Origin of the sequence: Streptomyces sp. NPDC021019 (assembly GCF_044333295.1) — a bacterium.
Taxonomy (GTDB): Bacteria; Actinomycetota; Actinomycetes; order Streptomycetales; family Streptomycetaceae; genus Streptomyces.
Genome location: NZ_JBIRQR010000001.1, coordinates 347,895 through 362,255, shown reverse-complemented (window position 1 = coordinate 362,255; position 14,361 = coordinate 347,895). Strand labels below are relative to the sequence as shown.

At 70.9% G+C, this 14,361-nt stretch carries 14 protein-coding genes, 1 tRNA gene, 1 pseudogene and 1 CRISPR repeat array; of the genes and pseudogenes, 10 read left to right on the top strand and 6 right to left on the bottom strand.

Annotated elements, in window-relative coordinates:
• Nucleotides 1–46: 46 nt before the first annotated feature.
• Nucleotides 47–673 carry a response regulator transcription factor gene (locus ACH4RG_RS01625; RefSeq protein WP_026291033.1) on the bottom strand — a complete coding sequence of 209 codons (627 nt, stop codon included), beginning with the start codon at nucleotides 671–673 and terminating at the stop codon, nucleotides 47–49.
• Between the two features lie 212 nt (nucleotides 674–885).
• Here ACH4RG_RS01625 and ACH4RG_RS01620 point away from each other — a divergent pair, with 212 nt between their 5' ends.
• Nucleotides 886–2,253 carry a hypothetical protein gene (locus ACH4RG_RS01620; protein WP_398538938.1) on the top strand — a complete coding sequence of 456 codons (1,368 nt, stop codon included), beginning with the start codon at nucleotides 886–888 and terminating at the stop codon, nucleotides 2,251–2,253.
• Nucleotides 2,254–2,390: 137 nt separating this feature from the next.
• Here the strand turns inward: ACH4RG_RS01620 and ACH4RG_RS01615 are convergent, their stop codons facing one another.
• Nucleotides 2,391–3,329 carry a DUF4157 domain-containing protein gene (locus ACH4RG_RS01615; protein ID WP_398538937.1) on the bottom strand — a complete coding sequence of 313 codons (939 nt, stop codon included), beginning with the start codon at nucleotides 3,327–3,329 and terminating at the stop codon, nucleotides 2,391–2,393.
• A gap of 240 nt (nucleotides 3,330–3,569) precedes the next feature.
• Between ACH4RG_RS01615 and ACH4RG_RS01610 the strand changes: the two genes are divergently transcribed.
• From ACH4RG_RS01610 to ACH4RG_RS01595, 4 genes are all read left to right on the top strand, one after another.
• On the top strand, nucleotides 3,570–4,220 hold the full coding sequence (locus ACH4RG_RS01610; protein ID WP_398538936.1) for an HhH-GPD-type base excision DNA repair protein: 651 nt from the start codon (nucleotides 3,570–3,572) through the stop codon (nucleotides 4,218–4,220).
• A 271-nt stretch (nucleotides 4,221–4,491) separates the two neighbouring features.
• Nucleotides 4,492–6,048, top strand: coding sequence for a M28 family metallopeptidase (locus ACH4RG_RS01605; protein WP_398538935.1), 1,557 nt, complete (start codon nucleotides 4,492–4,494; stop codon nucleotides 6,046–6,048).
• Between the two features lie 327 nt (nucleotides 6,049–6,375).
• Nucleotides 6,376–6,672 carry a type II toxin-antitoxin system VapB family antitoxin gene (locus ACH4RG_RS01600; protein WP_003967677.1) on the top strand — a complete coding sequence of 99 codons (297 nt, stop codon included), beginning with the start codon at nucleotides 6,376–6,378 and terminating at the stop codon, nucleotides 6,670–6,672.
• Between the two features lie 197 nt (nucleotides 6,673–6,869).
• Nucleotides 6,870–7,472 carry a LytR C-terminal domain-containing protein gene (locus tag ACH4RG_RS01595; RefSeq protein WP_397919276.1) on the top strand — a complete coding sequence of 201 codons (603 nt, stop codon included), beginning with the start codon at nucleotides 6,870–6,872 and terminating at the stop codon, nucleotides 7,470–7,472.
• A 230-nt stretch (nucleotides 7,473–7,702) separates the two neighbouring features.
• Here ACH4RG_RS01595 and upp read toward each other — a convergent pair whose 3' ends face one another.
• The gene (upp, locus tag ACH4RG_RS01590; protein WP_215109612.1) at nucleotides 7,703–8,338 is read right to left on the bottom strand and encodes a uracil phosphoribosyltransferase; all 636 of its coding nucleotides are present in this window, start codon (nucleotides 8,336–8,338) and stop codon (nucleotides 7,703–7,705) included.
• A gap of 102 nt (nucleotides 8,339–8,440) precedes the next feature.
• Between upp and ACH4RG_RS01585 the strand changes: the two genes are divergently transcribed.
• The 4 genes from ACH4RG_RS01585 to ACH4RG_RS01570 all read left to right on the top strand — a co-directional run bounded on the left by ACH4RG_RS01585 (nucleotide 8,441) and on the right by ACH4RG_RS01570 (nucleotide 10,259).
• A complete protein-coding gene (locus ACH4RG_RS01585; RefSeq protein ID WP_398538934.1) occupies nucleotides 8,441–8,683 on the top strand; it encodes a hypothetical protein in 243 nt (80 codons plus the stop codon).
• A gap of 218 nt (nucleotides 8,684–8,901) precedes the next feature.
• Nucleotides 8,902–9,456 carry a hypothetical protein gene (locus ACH4RG_RS01580; RefSeq protein WP_398539377.1) on the top strand — a complete coding sequence of 185 codons (555 nt, stop codon included), beginning with the start codon at nucleotides 8,902–8,904 and terminating at the stop codon, nucleotides 9,454–9,456.
• 175 nt (nucleotides 9,457–9,631) lie between these two features.
• Nucleotides 9,632–10,060, top strand: coding sequence for a tRNA adenosine(34) deaminase TadA (tadA, locus tag ACH4RG_RS01575; RefSeq protein ID WP_397919280.1), 429 nt, complete (start codon nucleotides 9,632–9,634; stop codon nucleotides 10,058–10,060).
• A 111-nt stretch (nucleotides 10,061–10,171) separates the two neighbouring features.
• Nucleotides 10,172–10,259: transfer RNA gene (locus tag ACH4RG_RS01570), tRNA-Ser, on the top strand.
• A gap of 694 nt (nucleotides 10,260–10,953) precedes the next feature.
• Nucleotides 10,954–11,485: a CRISPR direct-repeat array (repeat unit 29 nt; unit sequence GTGGTCCCCGCGCGTGCGGGGGTGGTCCC).
• A 194-nt stretch (nucleotides 11,486–11,679) separates the two neighbouring features.
• Here ACH4RG_RS01570 and ACH4RG_RS01565 read toward each other — a convergent pair.
• The 3 genes and pseudogenes from ACH4RG_RS01565 to ACH4RG_RS01555 form a co-directional block, all read right to left on the bottom strand.
• Nucleotides 11,680–12,784 (bottom strand): annotated as a pseudogene (locus tag ACH4RG_RS01565) (methyltransferase).
• Nucleotides 12,785–13,129: 345 nt separating this feature from the next.
• Nucleotides 13,130–13,429, bottom strand: a complete 300-nt coding sequence (locus tag ACH4RG_RS01560) for a hypothetical protein (RefSeq protein ID WP_397918557.1) — start codon at nucleotides 13,427–13,429, stop codon at nucleotides 13,130–13,132.
• Nucleotides 13,430–13,580: 151 nt separating this feature from the next.
• On the bottom strand, nucleotides 13,581–13,841 hold the full coding sequence (locus ACH4RG_RS01555; protein WP_398538933.1) for a hypothetical protein: 261 nt from the start codon (nucleotides 13,839–13,841) through the stop codon (nucleotides 13,581–13,583).
• A gap of 63 nt (nucleotides 13,842–13,904) precedes the next feature.
• On the opposite strand from ACH4RG_RS01555, the gene ACH4RG_RS01550 reads away from it, so the two are divergent.
• The gene (locus ACH4RG_RS01550; protein ID WP_397918561.1) at nucleotides 13,905–14,354 is read left to right on the top strand and encodes a hypothetical protein; all 450 of its coding nucleotides are present in this window, start codon (nucleotides 13,905–13,907) and stop codon (nucleotides 14,352–14,354) included.
• Nucleotides 14,355–14,361 lie beyond the last annotated feature (7 nt).

Sequence of the window (14,361 nt, the reverse complement as noted above, 5' to 3'; positions counted from 1 at the left end):
GATGGTGCAGAGGCGTTCGTGGAGCGGCCCTCGGACGGGTCGGCCGTCAGATAAGCCCCTGACGCATCGCGTACGCCACAGCATGGGAGCGATTACGCAGTTGCAGACGGGTCATCACCGAGTGCAGCACGTTCTTGATCGTGCGCTCGGAGTACGCCAGCTTCGTCGCGATGTCCGCGGTGTCGTACCCCTCGGCCACCAGCCGCAGCACGTCCACCTCCCGCGCGGCCAGGCCGGTGAAGTGCAGACCGCGCGGGCCGAGCACCTGACCCTGGAGCCTGCCCACCTCTTCGAGGAGGCGTCCGAGCAGGTCGGAGGGGAGATGTCCCTCGCCCCGCGCCACCGTGCCGATGACCTGCACCAGATGATCCGGCGTCGAGTCGGACCGCCTGACGACCCCCGCGACCCCGCACTCCGCCGCGCTCACCAGCTTCTGTTCGTCGATGTCCGTGGTCACCAGCACCGTGCGGCAGGTGCTGGTGCGCTGGATGTTGCGCAGGACGCGCAGGACCTCGTCGTCCACGGCGTCCACCACCATGACCACGACCTGGGGCGCGGGCTCCCCGTCGTCCCGGTCGACGACAGCGACCTCGGGGCGGGCCCGAAGCTGACTGGCCACTCCGGCCTGGGAAATCGGGTCCTGCGCGCGTAAAACGACAGTGATGCGCTCCATGCGAATGCTCCCCCTGGGCACCAGCCGGAAGCATCACACTGCAGGCACAAGCTCCACAGCTGTACTCGTCCGCCCCAGCCGTTGTGAGGCGGACTAGAGATTCCCGTTCCTACCCGTGAGGAAACGAAAAGGTTACCTCGGGCATCACATCTGCCCGAAAGTGTTCCTCCGTGACCGGTGCCCACCCCCCGGCCCGGTCCTACGGTCCGCGTATGAGTCTTACCGCAAGCCTCGACGCGTCGTCCGCCACCGTCGTACCGGGCGAGGAGACGACCCTTCCCCTACAGATCCTCAACTCCGGCCGGACCGTCGAGGAGTACCACTTCGAGGTGGTCGGGACCTGTGCCGCCTGGTCGGCGATCGAGCCCGCGGTCCTCTCGCTGTACCCCGGCGACTCCGGAACCGTCTCCCTGGTCATGCGCCCGCCGCGCGAAGCGACGGTCCTCGCGGGCGAGAGTACGTTCGGGATCCGGGTGATGCCGACCGGCGACCGCGGCGGCACCGTGGTGCCCGAGGGCCGGGTGACCGTCCTCCCGTTCACGGAGACGACCGCCGAGCTGGTCCCGCGCGGCTCGAACGGCTCACGCGGCGGGCGGCACCAGTTCGCCGTCGACAACCGCGGCAACACCCCGGTGACCGTACGGCTCGGGGCCCAGCACGGTACGGAACAGGCGCGGGTCGTGTTCGCCGCCTCCGAGCTGCGGATCGAGCCGGGCCACGCGGAGTTCGCGAAACTGCGGGTCCGCCCGGCGAAGCGGATGTGGCGCGGTACGCCGGTGACGCACGCCTTCCAGGTGTTCGCCGCCCCGCAGCCGCCCGAGGGCGAGGAGGCTCCGGCCCCGGTGCTGGTGGACGGCTCCTACCAGCAGGACCCGATCCTGCCGCGCTGGCTGCCCCGGGCCCTGCTCACGGCCGCTCTGCTGCTCCTCGTCCTGGTGGGACTCTGGTACGCGCTGCTGCGCCCGGCGGTGAAGTCCGCGGCCCGGGAGGCGGTCACTCCTGAGGCGGTACGGTCGGCCGCCGCGGCCGACAGGAGCAAGGCCCCGGACGAGGGCGAGCAGGGCGGCGCGGGCTCCGGAGGCGGCGACTCCACCGGTGCGGGCACGGGCGGAGTCGCGGCCAGCCCCACTCCGTCACCGGGGCCCTCCGCCTCGGGCGGCAGCGGCGGCAGCAACGGTGGCAACGGCGGCGGTGAGGCGGCGGCGGGCGCCCCGACCAGCGCGCAGGTCCGGGTGCGGGACGGGGTGGGCGGCGGCCCGAACACCGGCACGGCCCTGGAGGTACCGGCCGGCCACACCTTCCAGCTCACCGACATCGTGGTGCAGAACCCGCAGGGCGACGCGGGCACGGTCACCGTCACGGCCGGCGAGGACACCCGCGTCCTGAGCCTCGGCCTGGAGAACTTCCGCGACTCCGACTACCACTTCGTGACCCCGATCCTGGTACCCGCGGGCGGCAAGGTCACGATGACGATCGACTGCAGGCGGGTCGGCAAACCGGTGGGCGCCCCGGCCCCCTCGCGGTGCTCGTCCTCGATGTTCCTGGGCGGGACGATGCGGCCGGACACCCCGGCGGGCTGAAGCCCGCGCCGGGGCGGGGGCGGGGGCCCTCTGGCCGAGGGCGGGCCCGCGCGGGCTCCCTCGGGCCGGGGCTGAACCGGGGCGGGCTGCCCCGGGCCGGGCTGCCTCAGGCCGAGGCAGGACCAAGGCGGGCTGCCTCAGGCCGGAGGTTTCTCCTCCTCTTCCTCCTCCGCCGGCTTCCTCTCCTCCGCACGCTGCACGAACGACCCCTGTACGTCGGCGGGTTGCTCGTCCTCGTCCTCCGTGGCCGCCCGCTGCACCGCGGAGGCGGCGGCGGGCGCAGGGGCGGACACGGGGGCGGCCGGGGCCGGCGCGGCCTCCGGCGCGGGATCGGACAGCACCCGGTCCGCGTTCGCGACGGCTTCACGCTCGAACCGGTCCGAAGGGTCGCTGACCCGGATGCCGCCCGGGGCCTCCGTCCCCTCCACCGGGCCGTTGCGCTGCTGGATCACATGGGTCAGCTCGTGGGCCAGCGTGGTGCGGCCCTGCGGCGATCCGGGGTCGTAGGCGTCGCGCTGGAACACCACGTTGTTGCCCACGGTGTACGCGTGCGCCCCGACGCCCTTCGCCGACTCGTGCGCGGCGGCGTCGTGGTGGACGCGCACGTCGGAGAAGTCCGCGCCCATCCGGCTCTCCATGTCCGTACGGGTGTCGGTGTCCAGGGGCGAACCGCCGGAGGCGACCACGTCGTGCACCGGCGACCGCTGTTCCTCGGCCTGCCCTGCCTGCGCCGCCTGCCCTGCCTGCGCCGCCTGCCCTGCCTGCTCGGCCTGCTCGGCCTGCTCGGCGGTGGATTCAGCGGCCCCGGACCGGGAACGCTGGACCATCGCCCCGATCGCCCCGTTGCCGGCCGTCCGCTGGAGCAGCCCCATCCCGGCCGCTCCGACCACATCGGCCCGGCCCGTGGCGGCGGCCCGGAAGACGTGGTGGGCCTGCGCGCCGGAGGTCTCCGCGGCGGTTTCGCCGCGCTGTTCATCGCGCTCGTGCGCCTGTTCGCGCCCACCATGTCCGTGGTGCCCACCGTGTCCGTGATGCTCGTGCGGTTCCTGCTCGATGTCGTGCGCGTCCATGCTCATCTCTCCCCTGACCGCGCTGTCCTCGGCATTCCACGATCACGGTGCGGCCCCCGGGCCGTCCAGCCCGCGCCCCGGCCCGGCCGGGGCATCCGGAGCTGCCTCATCGGGCAGCGCGGCGACACGGACGGACGCGCACGACCCCGCCGCCGCGCCCCTCCCTACTCCCTTCGGCCGACAGGGGAGGGGCCATCGGCGCAGTACCGGTCGCCGTCGTCCGCCGTGCTCGCGATGATCGGCAGCATGACCACGAGCGACAGTGGCAAGGACATCACCCTGCGGATCGCCCAGAATCCGGAGGCCGACGAGCTTCTCGGCCGCAGCCCGCTGGCCGCCCTGGTCGGCATGCTGCTGGACCAACAGGTTCCGATGGAGTGGGCGTTCACGGGCCCGTACACCCTCGCGGAACGCATGGGCTCCGACGACCTGGACGCGGGGCGGATCGCCGCCTGCGACCCGGACGCCTTCACCGAACTGTTCACCACCAAGCCGGCTCTGCACCGCTACCCCGGCTCCATGGCCCAGCGGGTGCGGCAGCTGTGCCGCTACCTGGTGGCGGAGTACGACGGCGACGCGAGCGCGGTGTGGCGGGACGCGGCGACCGGCGACGAGCTGCTGAAACGCCTCAACGCACTGCCCGGCTTCGGCGAACAGAAGGCGCGGATCTTCCTGGCGCTGCTCGGCAAGCAGTTCGGCGTACGGCCGACGGGGTGGCGGGAGGCGGCGGGCCCGTACGGGGAGGCCGGATCGCGCCGGTCGGTCGCCGACATCACGGGCCCGGAGTCGCTCGTCGAGGTGCGCGCGTACAAGCAGGAGGCCAAGGCGGCGGCCAAGGCGGCGAAGAAGGCGGCCGGAACAGCGAAGAAGCCGAGTGGGCCCTCAGCCGGGAAGTAGGGCGACTCACCGTCCAGGAACAGGAAGTCGGGCAGGTAGTCGGCTGGTCCGGCGCTCGACCGAGAAGGGACGTGGTCGAGCACCGGATCAGGCCGACACCTCCCTCTCACCGATCGGATCCGGCCACATCTGTTCACAGGCGTCACCCCACTCGCTAGCTTTCGCAGCACATTTGTTCAGCCGTTCAGGTACTGAGCCGCTCGGAGCACCGGCGGTCGGTTCAGGTACTGAGCCGCTCAGAGCACCAGCCGTTCAGACCGGAAGGACTCCTGTGCACGCAACACGTCGCAGAGCCATCGCTGTCGTGGCCGCCACCGCCCTGGCCACACCGCTCCTCCTGGCCGCGTCCCCGCACCCCGGACGCCCCGCGCCGCACGACCCCGGTAAGGAAGCGGCCAAGCTGTCGAAGGAGTTGGTGCGGAAGGCGTCCGCGCGCGACGCCCACCGCCACCTCCAGCAGTTCCAGGCGATAGCCGACTCGACCGACGGTCACCGCGCCGCCGGTTCGCTGGGCCACGACGCCTCGGCGGCGTACGTCTACCGCCAGCTCCAGCGGGCCGGGTACAAGGTCTCGTACGAGGACTTCCGCTTCACCTACACCGAGACGCTGGCCGAGAAGCTCGCCGTGGTGACGCCGACGCCCCGCGACGTCATGATCAAGGCCATGACGTACACCCCGTCGACCGAGGTCGGCGGCCTGACGGCGGCGCTCGTCGCGGTGCCCGTCGACGGGACGACGGGCTGTGAGGCCACCGACTACGCGTCCACGACCTTCACGGGAAAGATCGCGCTGATCAAGCGCGGCGGCTGCTCCTTCGCCGAGAAGCAGGCGGCCGCCGCCGACGCGGGCGCGGCCGGGGCGGTCATCTACAACAACGTCGAGGGCGCCCTGTCCGGCACGCTCGGCGAGGTCGCGGCGGGGAGGATCCCGACCGGGGGCCTCACCCAGGCGGAGGGCGAGAAGCTGGCCGCCGACGCCGCGGGCGGCGAGGTCACGGTCTCCTTCGAGATCCGCGAGCTCCAGGAGGACCGGCCCACCCGCAACGTCATCGCCGAGACGCCGGGCGGCAGCACGGCCCGGACGGTGATGCTCGGCGCCCACCTCGACTCGGTGACCGAGGGCCCCGGCATCAACGACAACGGCTCCGGCTCCGCCGGCCTGCTCGAAGTCGCACTGGAACTGGCGAAGTCGAAGAGCAAGCCCGCCAACAAGGTGCGGTTCGCCTGGTGGTCGGCCGAGGAGAACGGCCTGATCGGCTCGGAGAAGTACGTCGCGGCGCTCTCCGAGAAGCAGCGCGAGCAGATCGCGCTCTATCTGAACTTCGACATGATCGGCTCGCCGAACGGCGTCCAGTTCGTCTTCGACGGCGACAACTCCGACGAGGTCGGCGAGGGCGCGGGCCCGGAGGGCTCGGCCCAACTGGAGCGTGACATCAACGAGTTCCTCGACGGCAAGGGCAAGCCGCACGAGGGCACGGACTTCACCGGCCGCTCGGACTACGGACCGTTCATCGAGGTCGGCATCCCGTCCGGCGGTACGGACACCGGGGCGGAGGGCATCAAGACGGCGGCCCAGGCCGAGGTGTTCGGCGGCGAGGCGGGGATCGCGTACGACCCCTGCTACCACGCGGCCTGTGACGACCTGGACAACATCGACATGGGTCACTTCGACACCAACATCGACGTGATCGCCAACGCGGTCGGGACGTACGCCCACGACCTGAGCTCCCTGACCCGCCCGGTCACCCCCGGCACCGGCACGGGTACGCCCGGCAGCGGCGGCAGCGGCGGCGGCCTGCGCGAGGGTCACGGCCGGGTCGCGGAGTAGGAGCGGCGGCCCCGAACGCGTCCGTTCCGTAAGCGGCCCGTCCGTCCCGTAAGCGGTCCTGTAAGGGAGTCCCGTAAACGGCGCGACGCGAGCCAGCACGGTGGACCACCAGTGGGCCTGGTGCGGGATCCCCCCGGATCCCGCACCAGGTCCACTACCGCGACCTTCCACGCCCCCAGGGTCCGGCGGGGCGGGCAGGGCCTCCGGCGACTCCCGCGCCCCCTGCCCGGTTATCCAGCCGAATACGGCACTATGATCCCTTTGCTCCGTCGTCGCGGTGAGCTTCCCCGGCTGCGCCCGGCGGCCCTTGCCCGGTAGGCTTTCCGTGTGATCTTCAAGCGCATCGGAAATGGGAAGCCATACCCCGACCACGGCCGGGAAAGCACCCGACAGTGGGCGGATGTCGCGCCGCGTCCGGTTCGCCTGGACCAGCTCGTGACCACCAAGGGCCAGCTGGACCTGGAGACCCTCCTCGCCGAGGACTCCACGTTCTACGGCGACCTGTTCGCCCACGTCGTGAAGTGGCAGGGCGACCTCTACCTGGAGGACGGCCTGCACCGGGCGGTCCGGGCCGCACTCCAGCAGCGCCAGGTACTGCACGCCCGCGTCCTCGACCTGGGCTGACGCCCCCGCCGGCTACCTGCGCGCGCCTCCGCGAGGGCACCCGGGCACCCCCACCCGGGGTCCGCAACCCAGTGATGCCCAATTCGGGCCTTTCGGGTGTTTTCACGCTCATCCGGGTGTCATGCGTTGATCATCTTGTACGCATGGACACGGGGTCGCACTACGCTGCCCCCATGAGCATGCTCACTCCCCCCGGCATGGGCGGAAAGTACCGCATCACGGGCGACGCCTATCCCCGTATGCGCCGCCCCCGGCACCGCCGCAGGCTGGTCCTCGCGGGCATCGGAGCCGTCGTCGCCCTCAGCCTGGCCGGCTGGGGCACGCTGCAGCTCATCGACGTCTTCACCGGCGGCGACAAGAGCGCCGGCGCGGCCGACCACAAGCGGGACTGCCCCACCCCGAAGCCGTCGGCGGCCCCCGCCAAGGCGCTGCCGAAACCGGCCGCCATCAAGGTCAACGTCTACAACGCGACGACGCGCAGCGGGCTGGCCAAGTCCGCCGCCGAGGAGCTCAAGAAACGCGGTTTCACCATCGGCGAGGTGGGCAACGCGACGAAGGCGTACGACAAGAAGGTGCCCGGCACGGGTGTGCTGCTCGGCGCGCCGACCGCGAAGAACGGCAGCTTCACGGTGCTCGGCACCCAGCTGGCGGGCGCGGTACAGAAGACCGACACCCGCGGAACGGGCGAGGTCGACCTGATCCTCGGGACGAAGTTCAAGGCGTTCAGCACCCCGCAGGAGGCCACCGCCGCGATGGCGGCCCTGACGAAGCCGGCCCCGGCCCCGTCCTCCTCCTGCTGAACCCGCACACGCCGCCCTCCTGCTGGACCCGCAGAGAATGTCGCGCCCCGCCCCGGCACCGTACGGATGCGTACGACGCCGGCACGGGGCGCGACATCGTGGAGCGGCCTGTCCCGATCCCGGCGTCCGGGCCCGTGCGGGCGTCCGAACCCGCTCGGCGGCGTCCGTACCTGTTCGACCGTGACCTGTTCGACCGTGACCTGTTCAGCCGTGACCCGCTCGGCCGTCGCCTATTCGGCCGTGCCGTACATCCGGTCGCCCGCGTCCCCGAGGCCCGGCACGATGTAGCCGTTCTCGTTGAGCCGCTCGTCGACGGAGGCGGTGACGACGGTGACCGGCGTCCCGGCCAGCTCGCGCTCCATCACCTCGACGCCCTCGGGCGCCGCGAGGAGGACGACGGCGGTGACGTCGTCGGCCCCGCGCTTGATCAGCTCGCGGATGGCCGCGACGAGGGTGCCGCCGGTGGCCAGCATCGGGTCCAGGACGTAGACCTGGCGACCGGAGAGGTCCTCGGGCATCCGGGTCGCGTACGTCTCCGCCTGGAGCGTCTCCTCGTTGCGGATCATGCCGAGGAAGCCCACTTCGGCGGTCGGCAGCAGCCGCACCATGCCGTCCAGCATGCCCAGACCGGCACGCAGGATCGGGACGACCAGGGGCCGGGGGTGCGAGAGCTTCACCCCGGTCGTGGGCGTCACCGGGGTCTCGATGTCGACCAGCTCGGTGCGCACATCCCTGGTGGCCTCGTAGGCGAGAAGGGTGACCAGCTCGTCGGCGAGCCGCCGGAAGGTCGGGGAGTCGGTGCGCTTGTCGCGCAGCGTGGTGAGTTTGTGCGCCACCAGGGGGTGGTCGACAACGTGGATCCGCATGTGTCAACAGTAACCGCGCCGCCCGGCACTCTGCGCTGGCATCAACCACCTGTTCGGGGGGAAGGTGGGGGCATACGGACCCAGCACTGGGGTGGTGTGTCGATGGCTGACGGGGAACTGCGGCGCGACCCGGCCTCGCGCGGGCCGCGCGAGGGGCGCGACGCGGAGGGCGCGGCGAGTGACGTCGAGGACGCGCAGGAGAGTGACGCCGCCCGCCGCCGTCGACGCGCCCAGTTCCTCCGTGAGCTCCACGAGGCCAAGCAGCTGCGCGACCGCGTGCAGCCGCGCCGGGCCCGTGCCGCCCGTATGCGGCAACAGATGCGGATGCGCACGTTCCGTTGGTGAATCCTCCTCGTACCACCGGCGCACTCCCCGCGCAGAGTGCCTCGTCAGGGAGACGGCCGACCAGGCACTCCTGGAACTGATGGCCGACGCAACGGCCGAAGAGGTCTCGTACAGCGCTTGTTTCTGCCACGATGCCGGTTGGGCGGGGCGCAGGACGGACGGATCACCGTTCGCCCTCCCGCCGGACCGATTCGCCTATGACCAGTGGGAGAGTCACGGTGTACTTCGCCGCACTGCTCGCGCGCACCGAAGACGGGTGGGAAGCGAGCGATACAGAGCTCGACGATGTGGAGACCCTGTCCGATCTGACAGATCTGGCCCGGGAGGTCTCGGTGGACGAGGACACGGTCCTGGTCTACATCGAGCAGGAGGACGCCTGGTTCGGCGTCGTCCGGGTGGACGGTGAGGAGGACCCCCGAATCTACGTCTCGGACGCGTCCGCCGCCGCCCGCTCCTCGTACGGGGAGATCCTGCTCACCGACGAAGTGCTCGGCCGTGAACCAGGGGCCGAGGTCGAGATCGCCGCCCTGGAGGAGCTCGTCGACCTCGACGGCACCGAGGACGGTGAACCGGAACGGCCCGCCCCCGCGGCCGTCGACCCGGACGAGGACGGCCCCGACCCGGACGCCGTGCCGGCGGGACCGATCGGCGAGCTCGGGATCCTCGCCGACCTCGGACTGTCCGAGAAGGAGCTGCTCACCCTGCAGACCGACGCACTCTCCGAGATCGCGGAGGCCGTGGGAGCGGCGGAGGTCCTGGAGTCGGTCCGCTAGCCCGGACCGTACACCCGCTCCTCCCTCACCACCTGCTCCCGTGCCCCGTCCGTACCGTCCCGTCCGTTAGGGTCCGCGGGTGACCGCACGACCGCCGGACCCCTCACCCGAGCCCGCCCCGGATCCCGTACACGTACCCGAGCCCGACCCCGTACGCGACCCCTGGCAGGCACCGATGCGCCGCGCCCTGGCCGAGGCCGGGCGGGCGGCGTCGGCCGGCGACGTGCCGGTCGGCGCCGTCGTCCTCGGCCCCGACGGCACCGAGCTGGCCGCCGCCCACAACGAACGCGAGGCCACCGGCGACCCGACCGCGCACGCCGAGATCCTGGCCCTGCGCCGGGCGGCCGAGGCCCACGGCGAGTGGCGCCTGACCGGCTGCACGCTGGTGGTCACCCTGGAGCCCTGCACGATGTGCGCGGGCGCCCTGGTCCAGTCCCGGGTCACCCGGGTCGTCTACGGAGCCCGCGACGAAAAGGCGGGCGCGGCCGGCTCCCTCTGGGACGTCGTCCGCGACCGCCGCCTCAACCACCGCCCGGAGGTGATCGGCGGCGTACTGGAGGCCACGTGCGCCGAACAGCTGACGGCCTTCTTCCGGGCGCTCTGACCGGTAGGGCCCCGCCCCTGACCAGGTACGCCCCGGCTGCCCGACCAGGCAAGGCCCCGCTCCCGAGAACCGATTTCTGTCCACACCCCGGGATGGTCTAAGCTCTCTCTCGGTAGCGTGTCCGAGCGGCCGAAGGAGCTCGCCTCGAAAGCGAGTGTGGCGTAACCCGTCACCGTGGGTTCAAATCCCACCGCTACCGCTCTTACAGAGCCCCCTTGATCTGCGGAGACGCGGTCAAGGGGGTTTTTGTATGTGCCCCGCGACGCACGGTCGCAAGAATGGGACGGGGCAGTAGCCCTACTCCTGATGAGATAACGCAGGTATGGCTACCGAGCACGCGCCTCCGGACGAGACCACCGTCAAGAAATCCGTCACCACCCCCGATCACTTGCCGGCGAAATCGAAGCCCGCACAGACGCGCGGAGGTTCTCTCACTTCGCCTCCGCCCCGGCCGAACACGCCCTCGCCCTGACCAAAACCAGAGAAATCGTCGAGGCGTACGAGGACGGACACGGCCCCTTCACTCCCGAGGAGATCGAGGAGGCTGGCCGAACATGGCACGGCGAGTAGCCCCTGCGGTTCCCCCGCGCCCTCCTCGTCCTTGGCCCGCAGCCACATCATTCCCACGCCCAAGGTCATCGCCGACCGTGCGGCGAAGCTGCTGGAGGACGCGGGCCTGGACGTCCACTAAACGTCGCGGCCACGCTTCGTGGTCGCCACGGCACCCGCCGCTCTCTCTCAGGGGGCTCCTACTACGGCTGAAGAGAGGCAGAATGACTGTTGCCGCACAGCGCTCTCCGAGCACGATTCACCTTCGGGGTGCGGGATATGTCCTTTCTCAAGAAGTGGGTAAATTCAGCCCCATCGCCACATAAACCCGCAGGTCACGAACTGTGGTCCCCGCGCGTGCGGGGGTGGTCCCGTGTCCGGCCTGGCCACCACGGGCAGCCAGGCGTGGTCCCCGCGCGTGCGGGGGTGGTCCCGCGATGCGGCGGACGCTGGGGCGGAGGCCGAGGTGGTCCCCGCGCGTGCGGGGGTGGTCCCAAGACGAAAGTGGCCCACTACCCCGCTTGGGGGTGGTCCCCGCGCGTGCGGGGGTGGTCCCACGTTGCCGGTGCCGGTGCCGGTGATGTTCATGCGGAAGTGGTCCCCGCGCGTGCGGGGGTGGTCCCCGAACAGCTCATGGAGCGCGCCGCGCTGGTGAGTGGTCCCCGCGCGTGCGGGGGTGGTCCCGGCGGAGACGAGTACCGCGATGGTCCGGTGCTGTGGTCCCCGCGCGTGCGGGGGTGGTCCTAGCGGGACATGGGCGGGGCGCTGAGTTCCGCCGTGGTCCCCGCGCGTGCGGGGGTGGTCCCGGCCCGCTGTCCCCCTGGTACGTGAGCGCGGCGCGCAGCAGGTGGTCCCCGCGCGTGCGGGGGTAGTCCCTCCGAGATCGGTGCCCGGGTAACACCAAAGCAGTGGCCCCCACGCACGCGGGCTGTCCTCAAGTCCGCCTGCCGGGCTTGCCACTCATCGTCCTGTTGCTCCGCATTTTGGCGCGGCTGAGACGATCCACGTCTCCATCGCCGAGTCGGCTCGTAGACAACAAGCAGCGGGCTGCAAAGACGACCCGACCTGGGTCATGCCCTGCTGGGCCGGATGACCTCGGCGGGTTCGCGCAGCCAGACCTGCTGGCCCCGGCCGGTCACGGTCAGCCCGAACTGCCCGGCATCGGGCCGCCCCACCGACTCGTACTCCCACCAGACCTGCTCGATCTCCTCCCACAAGAACCCGGGCCCGTACTGCCACACCTCCTCACCCGAGGCCGCCGTGGCAGCGCCTCCGTCCTCCCGGGTCACTCACACCTGAACACCCTTGGCGGTGTTCTGGTGGATGAGCCGTACGCCGGGCAGCCGGGCCCCCGCGTACAGGGCGAACCCGAGGTCGAGGAGCCGGGCGGGGTCCAGGCCCGCCGCACGGGCCCGCCCCTTGCCCGGCACCTCGTGAAGATCGGGCACACGGTGGGCTCGCATCGGCATGTACGTGGCCCCGCCGCAGAACGGGCCCGTCGCGGTGCCGTCGCCGTGAACGCGAAGTTCGACCAGCGCACCCGACCAGAACTCCCGGGCCAGCGGGGCCACAACGACCCCGCCAGGCCGGACCTGCCGGAGCAGCGCGTACGGGACGTAGCGCAATGCGCACGTCGCGATCAGTCGGTCCACCAACCCCAGACCAGGCCATGGCCGTTCGCCGTCCCCGACGCGAAGGTGTGGCCGGTAACCGGCCTGCGCGAGGGCGTCGGCCGCCTGCCGGGCCACGACCGGGTCCAGCTCCACACTGTGGACCAGATCGTCGCCGAGCCGTTCGCAGAGCAGCGCCGCGACATACCCGGTGCCGGTGCCGATCTCCATCACCCGCTGCCCGTAGACGACTTCGAGGAGCGTGAGCATCTGGGCAACCATCGAGGGCATCGAGTTCGAACGACGTCGGGACACCCGGTCCGCCCTCGACCCCGTCGTCGAGCTGAGTGACGACCGGCTCGTCCGAGTTCACCAACCCCAGCCACGCATCCGCCCCCACCACCGGCACACACCGGTCGGGCAACTGCCGCCACACAAACTCCGGAACGAACCGGCTACGCGGAACAGCCTCGAACACCCGCCGCCACCGGCCGGTGAGCAGCCCACGATCGACCAACTCCCGCACCAGCTCAGGGTAGGTGGGAGCCTGGCGTGCGGTACTCACCACTGCGGGAAGCACTGAGGGCGACTCCCGTCCGGAGACGGCTTCGGCTCCGAGGGCGGCGTCCACGGCTTGTCCGACGGCGGCCCACCATGCTTACCGGCATCGGCCCGTACGGGGTTAATGGTCATCATTTATCTCCTCTGTTCGGTGCAACAGTTCGATTGGCAGGACGGTGCAGCCGGTAGATCCCGTACGGCGGAAAGACATCGACCCGGCGGGGCCAGCCACCCTCGGCACACGCCCGGCACAGCAGATCCCGGCCACCCTCGGTACGCCGTGCAGCGGTGACCGGAGCACGCCAACACGCCTCGTACATACGGACATCCGTTGCCGAGAAGTTGATGCTCATACCGCTTCCCGGAGTGCGGTGGCCACCGCATGGCACGGGCAGACACAGTCCGGACGCAGGCAGTAGGCGTGCACCTCGGCCAGACCCGTCACCAGGGCGCTGCGGCACACAACGCCGTACGGACCGTCCGCCCCCGCCCTCAGTCCACTCAGGTCGACCACCGCACCCTCGGCCACATCAGCGGAAGTGATCGGGTCACCACGCCACAACAGCGTCACCTCATGGCCCGGACAGTACGCACCGGTGGTGCCCTCGACCGGCAACTCGTGCGCGTCCTCCTCTGCGTAGCACCTCATCCGCTTCGGACCTCCCGCCAGGCACGACCAAGGTGGACAGCGGTCGGACAGGAGACTCCGACACGGCAGGCGGGGCAGCTCTGGGTGTGGCCGAGCCAGGTCCGGTACGCCCTTTCGCCGCTCCGTTGCCGTCGCTTCTCCTTCAGCTCTGTCACAACGCCCCCGCTGTGATGGGACTCGAAACGGCGAGCAGGCGCGCGATACGGTCGGCGCAAACCTTCTCGCGTCCCCGTTCGCCGATCTCGTGAAAGAGGCTTGTGACGTAGCGCCCTCCCCCGGCGACAATCTCCTCGGTGAGGAGGCCGTGCTGAGGGTGCGTGGCGTGCAGTCGAAGTTCGGGTTCCACGGCGACAACCCGCAATCCGTGATTGCGTAGGTGCCCCGCCAGTCTCTGCAGGTCAGTGGCGTTCATGGCTCGACGGTCTCAACTGCGGCCGGCCCTGGGGATATGACAACCTATGACACGGAGTGGATCATGAGGACGGTGACGATCACGGGGACTCGTGAGACGGGCCACAAGTCCCTCGCCGAGTATGCCGACCTGTTCGAGCAGTACCTCGAACCGTTCGTTCCGGCTGCCCACTTCTACCTCGGCGGGGCCGTGGGCATCGACTCGCTCGCCCTTCTCTGGCTCGCCGACCGGACCACTGCGGCCATCACGGTCGTCGCGCCGGGCACCCTGAGCCAGCAGCCGGCCGAGGCGCGTGAGGCCGTCGCTCGTACGAGGGGCCGCATCACAGAGATCGTGGAGCTCGCAGCGGCCGAACTCCGGTCCCCGGCCTACCACGCACGGAACCGGTGGATGGTCGACCGCACGTCGATGACCATCGGGTTCCCTCACGCCACGGAGCCGTCGACCGGCACATGGCAGACGATCAACTACACAGCAGAGCAGAGAAAGCCGCGACTGATCGTGCCGGTCTGACGACACA

Bases quoted from the DNA above. Each gene is read 5' to 3' on its own strand.
- ACH4RG_RS01625 (WP_026291033.1), bottom strand. From the start codon at position 673: ATGGAGCGCATCACTGTCGTTTTACGCGCGCAGGACCCGATTTCCCAG.
- ACH4RG_RS01620 (WP_398538938.1), top strand. From the start codon at position 886: ATGAGTCTTACCGCAAGCCTCGACGCGTCGTCCGCCACCGTCGTACCG.
- ACH4RG_RS01615 (WP_398538937.1), bottom strand. From the start codon at position 3,329: ATGAGCATGGACGCGCACGACATCGAGCAGGAACCGCACGAGCATCAC.
- ACH4RG_RS01610 (WP_398538936.1), top strand. From the start codon at position 3,570: ATGACCACGAGCGACAGTGGCAAGGACATCACCCTGCGGATCGCCCAG.
- ACH4RG_RS01595 (WP_397919276.1), top strand. From the start codon at position 6,870: ATGGGCGGAAAGTACCGCATCACGGGCGACGCCTATCCCCGTATGCGC.
- upp (WP_215109612.1), bottom strand. From the start codon at position 8,338: ATGCGGATCCACGTTGTCGACCACCCCCTGGTGGCGCACAAACTCACC.
- ACH4RG_RS01585 (WP_398538934.1), top strand. From the start codon at position 8,441: ATGGCTGACGGGGAACTGCGGCGCGACCCGGCCTCGCGCGGGCCGCGC.
- tadA (WP_397919280.1), top strand. From the start codon at position 9,632: ATGCGCCGCGCCCTGGCCGAGGCCGGGCGGGCGGCGTCGGCCGGCGAC.
- ACH4RG_RS01560 (WP_397918557.1), bottom strand. From the start codon at position 13,429: ATGAGGTGCTACGCAGAGGAGGACGCGCACGAGTTGCCGGTCGAGGGC.
- ACH4RG_RS01555 (WP_398538933.1), bottom strand. From the start codon at position 13,841: ATGAACGCCACTGACCTGCAGAGACTGGCGGGGCACCTACGCAATCAC.
- ACH4RG_RS01550 (WP_397918561.1), top strand. From the start codon at position 13,905: ATGAGGACGGTGACGATCACGGGGACTCGTGAGACGGGCCACAAGTCC.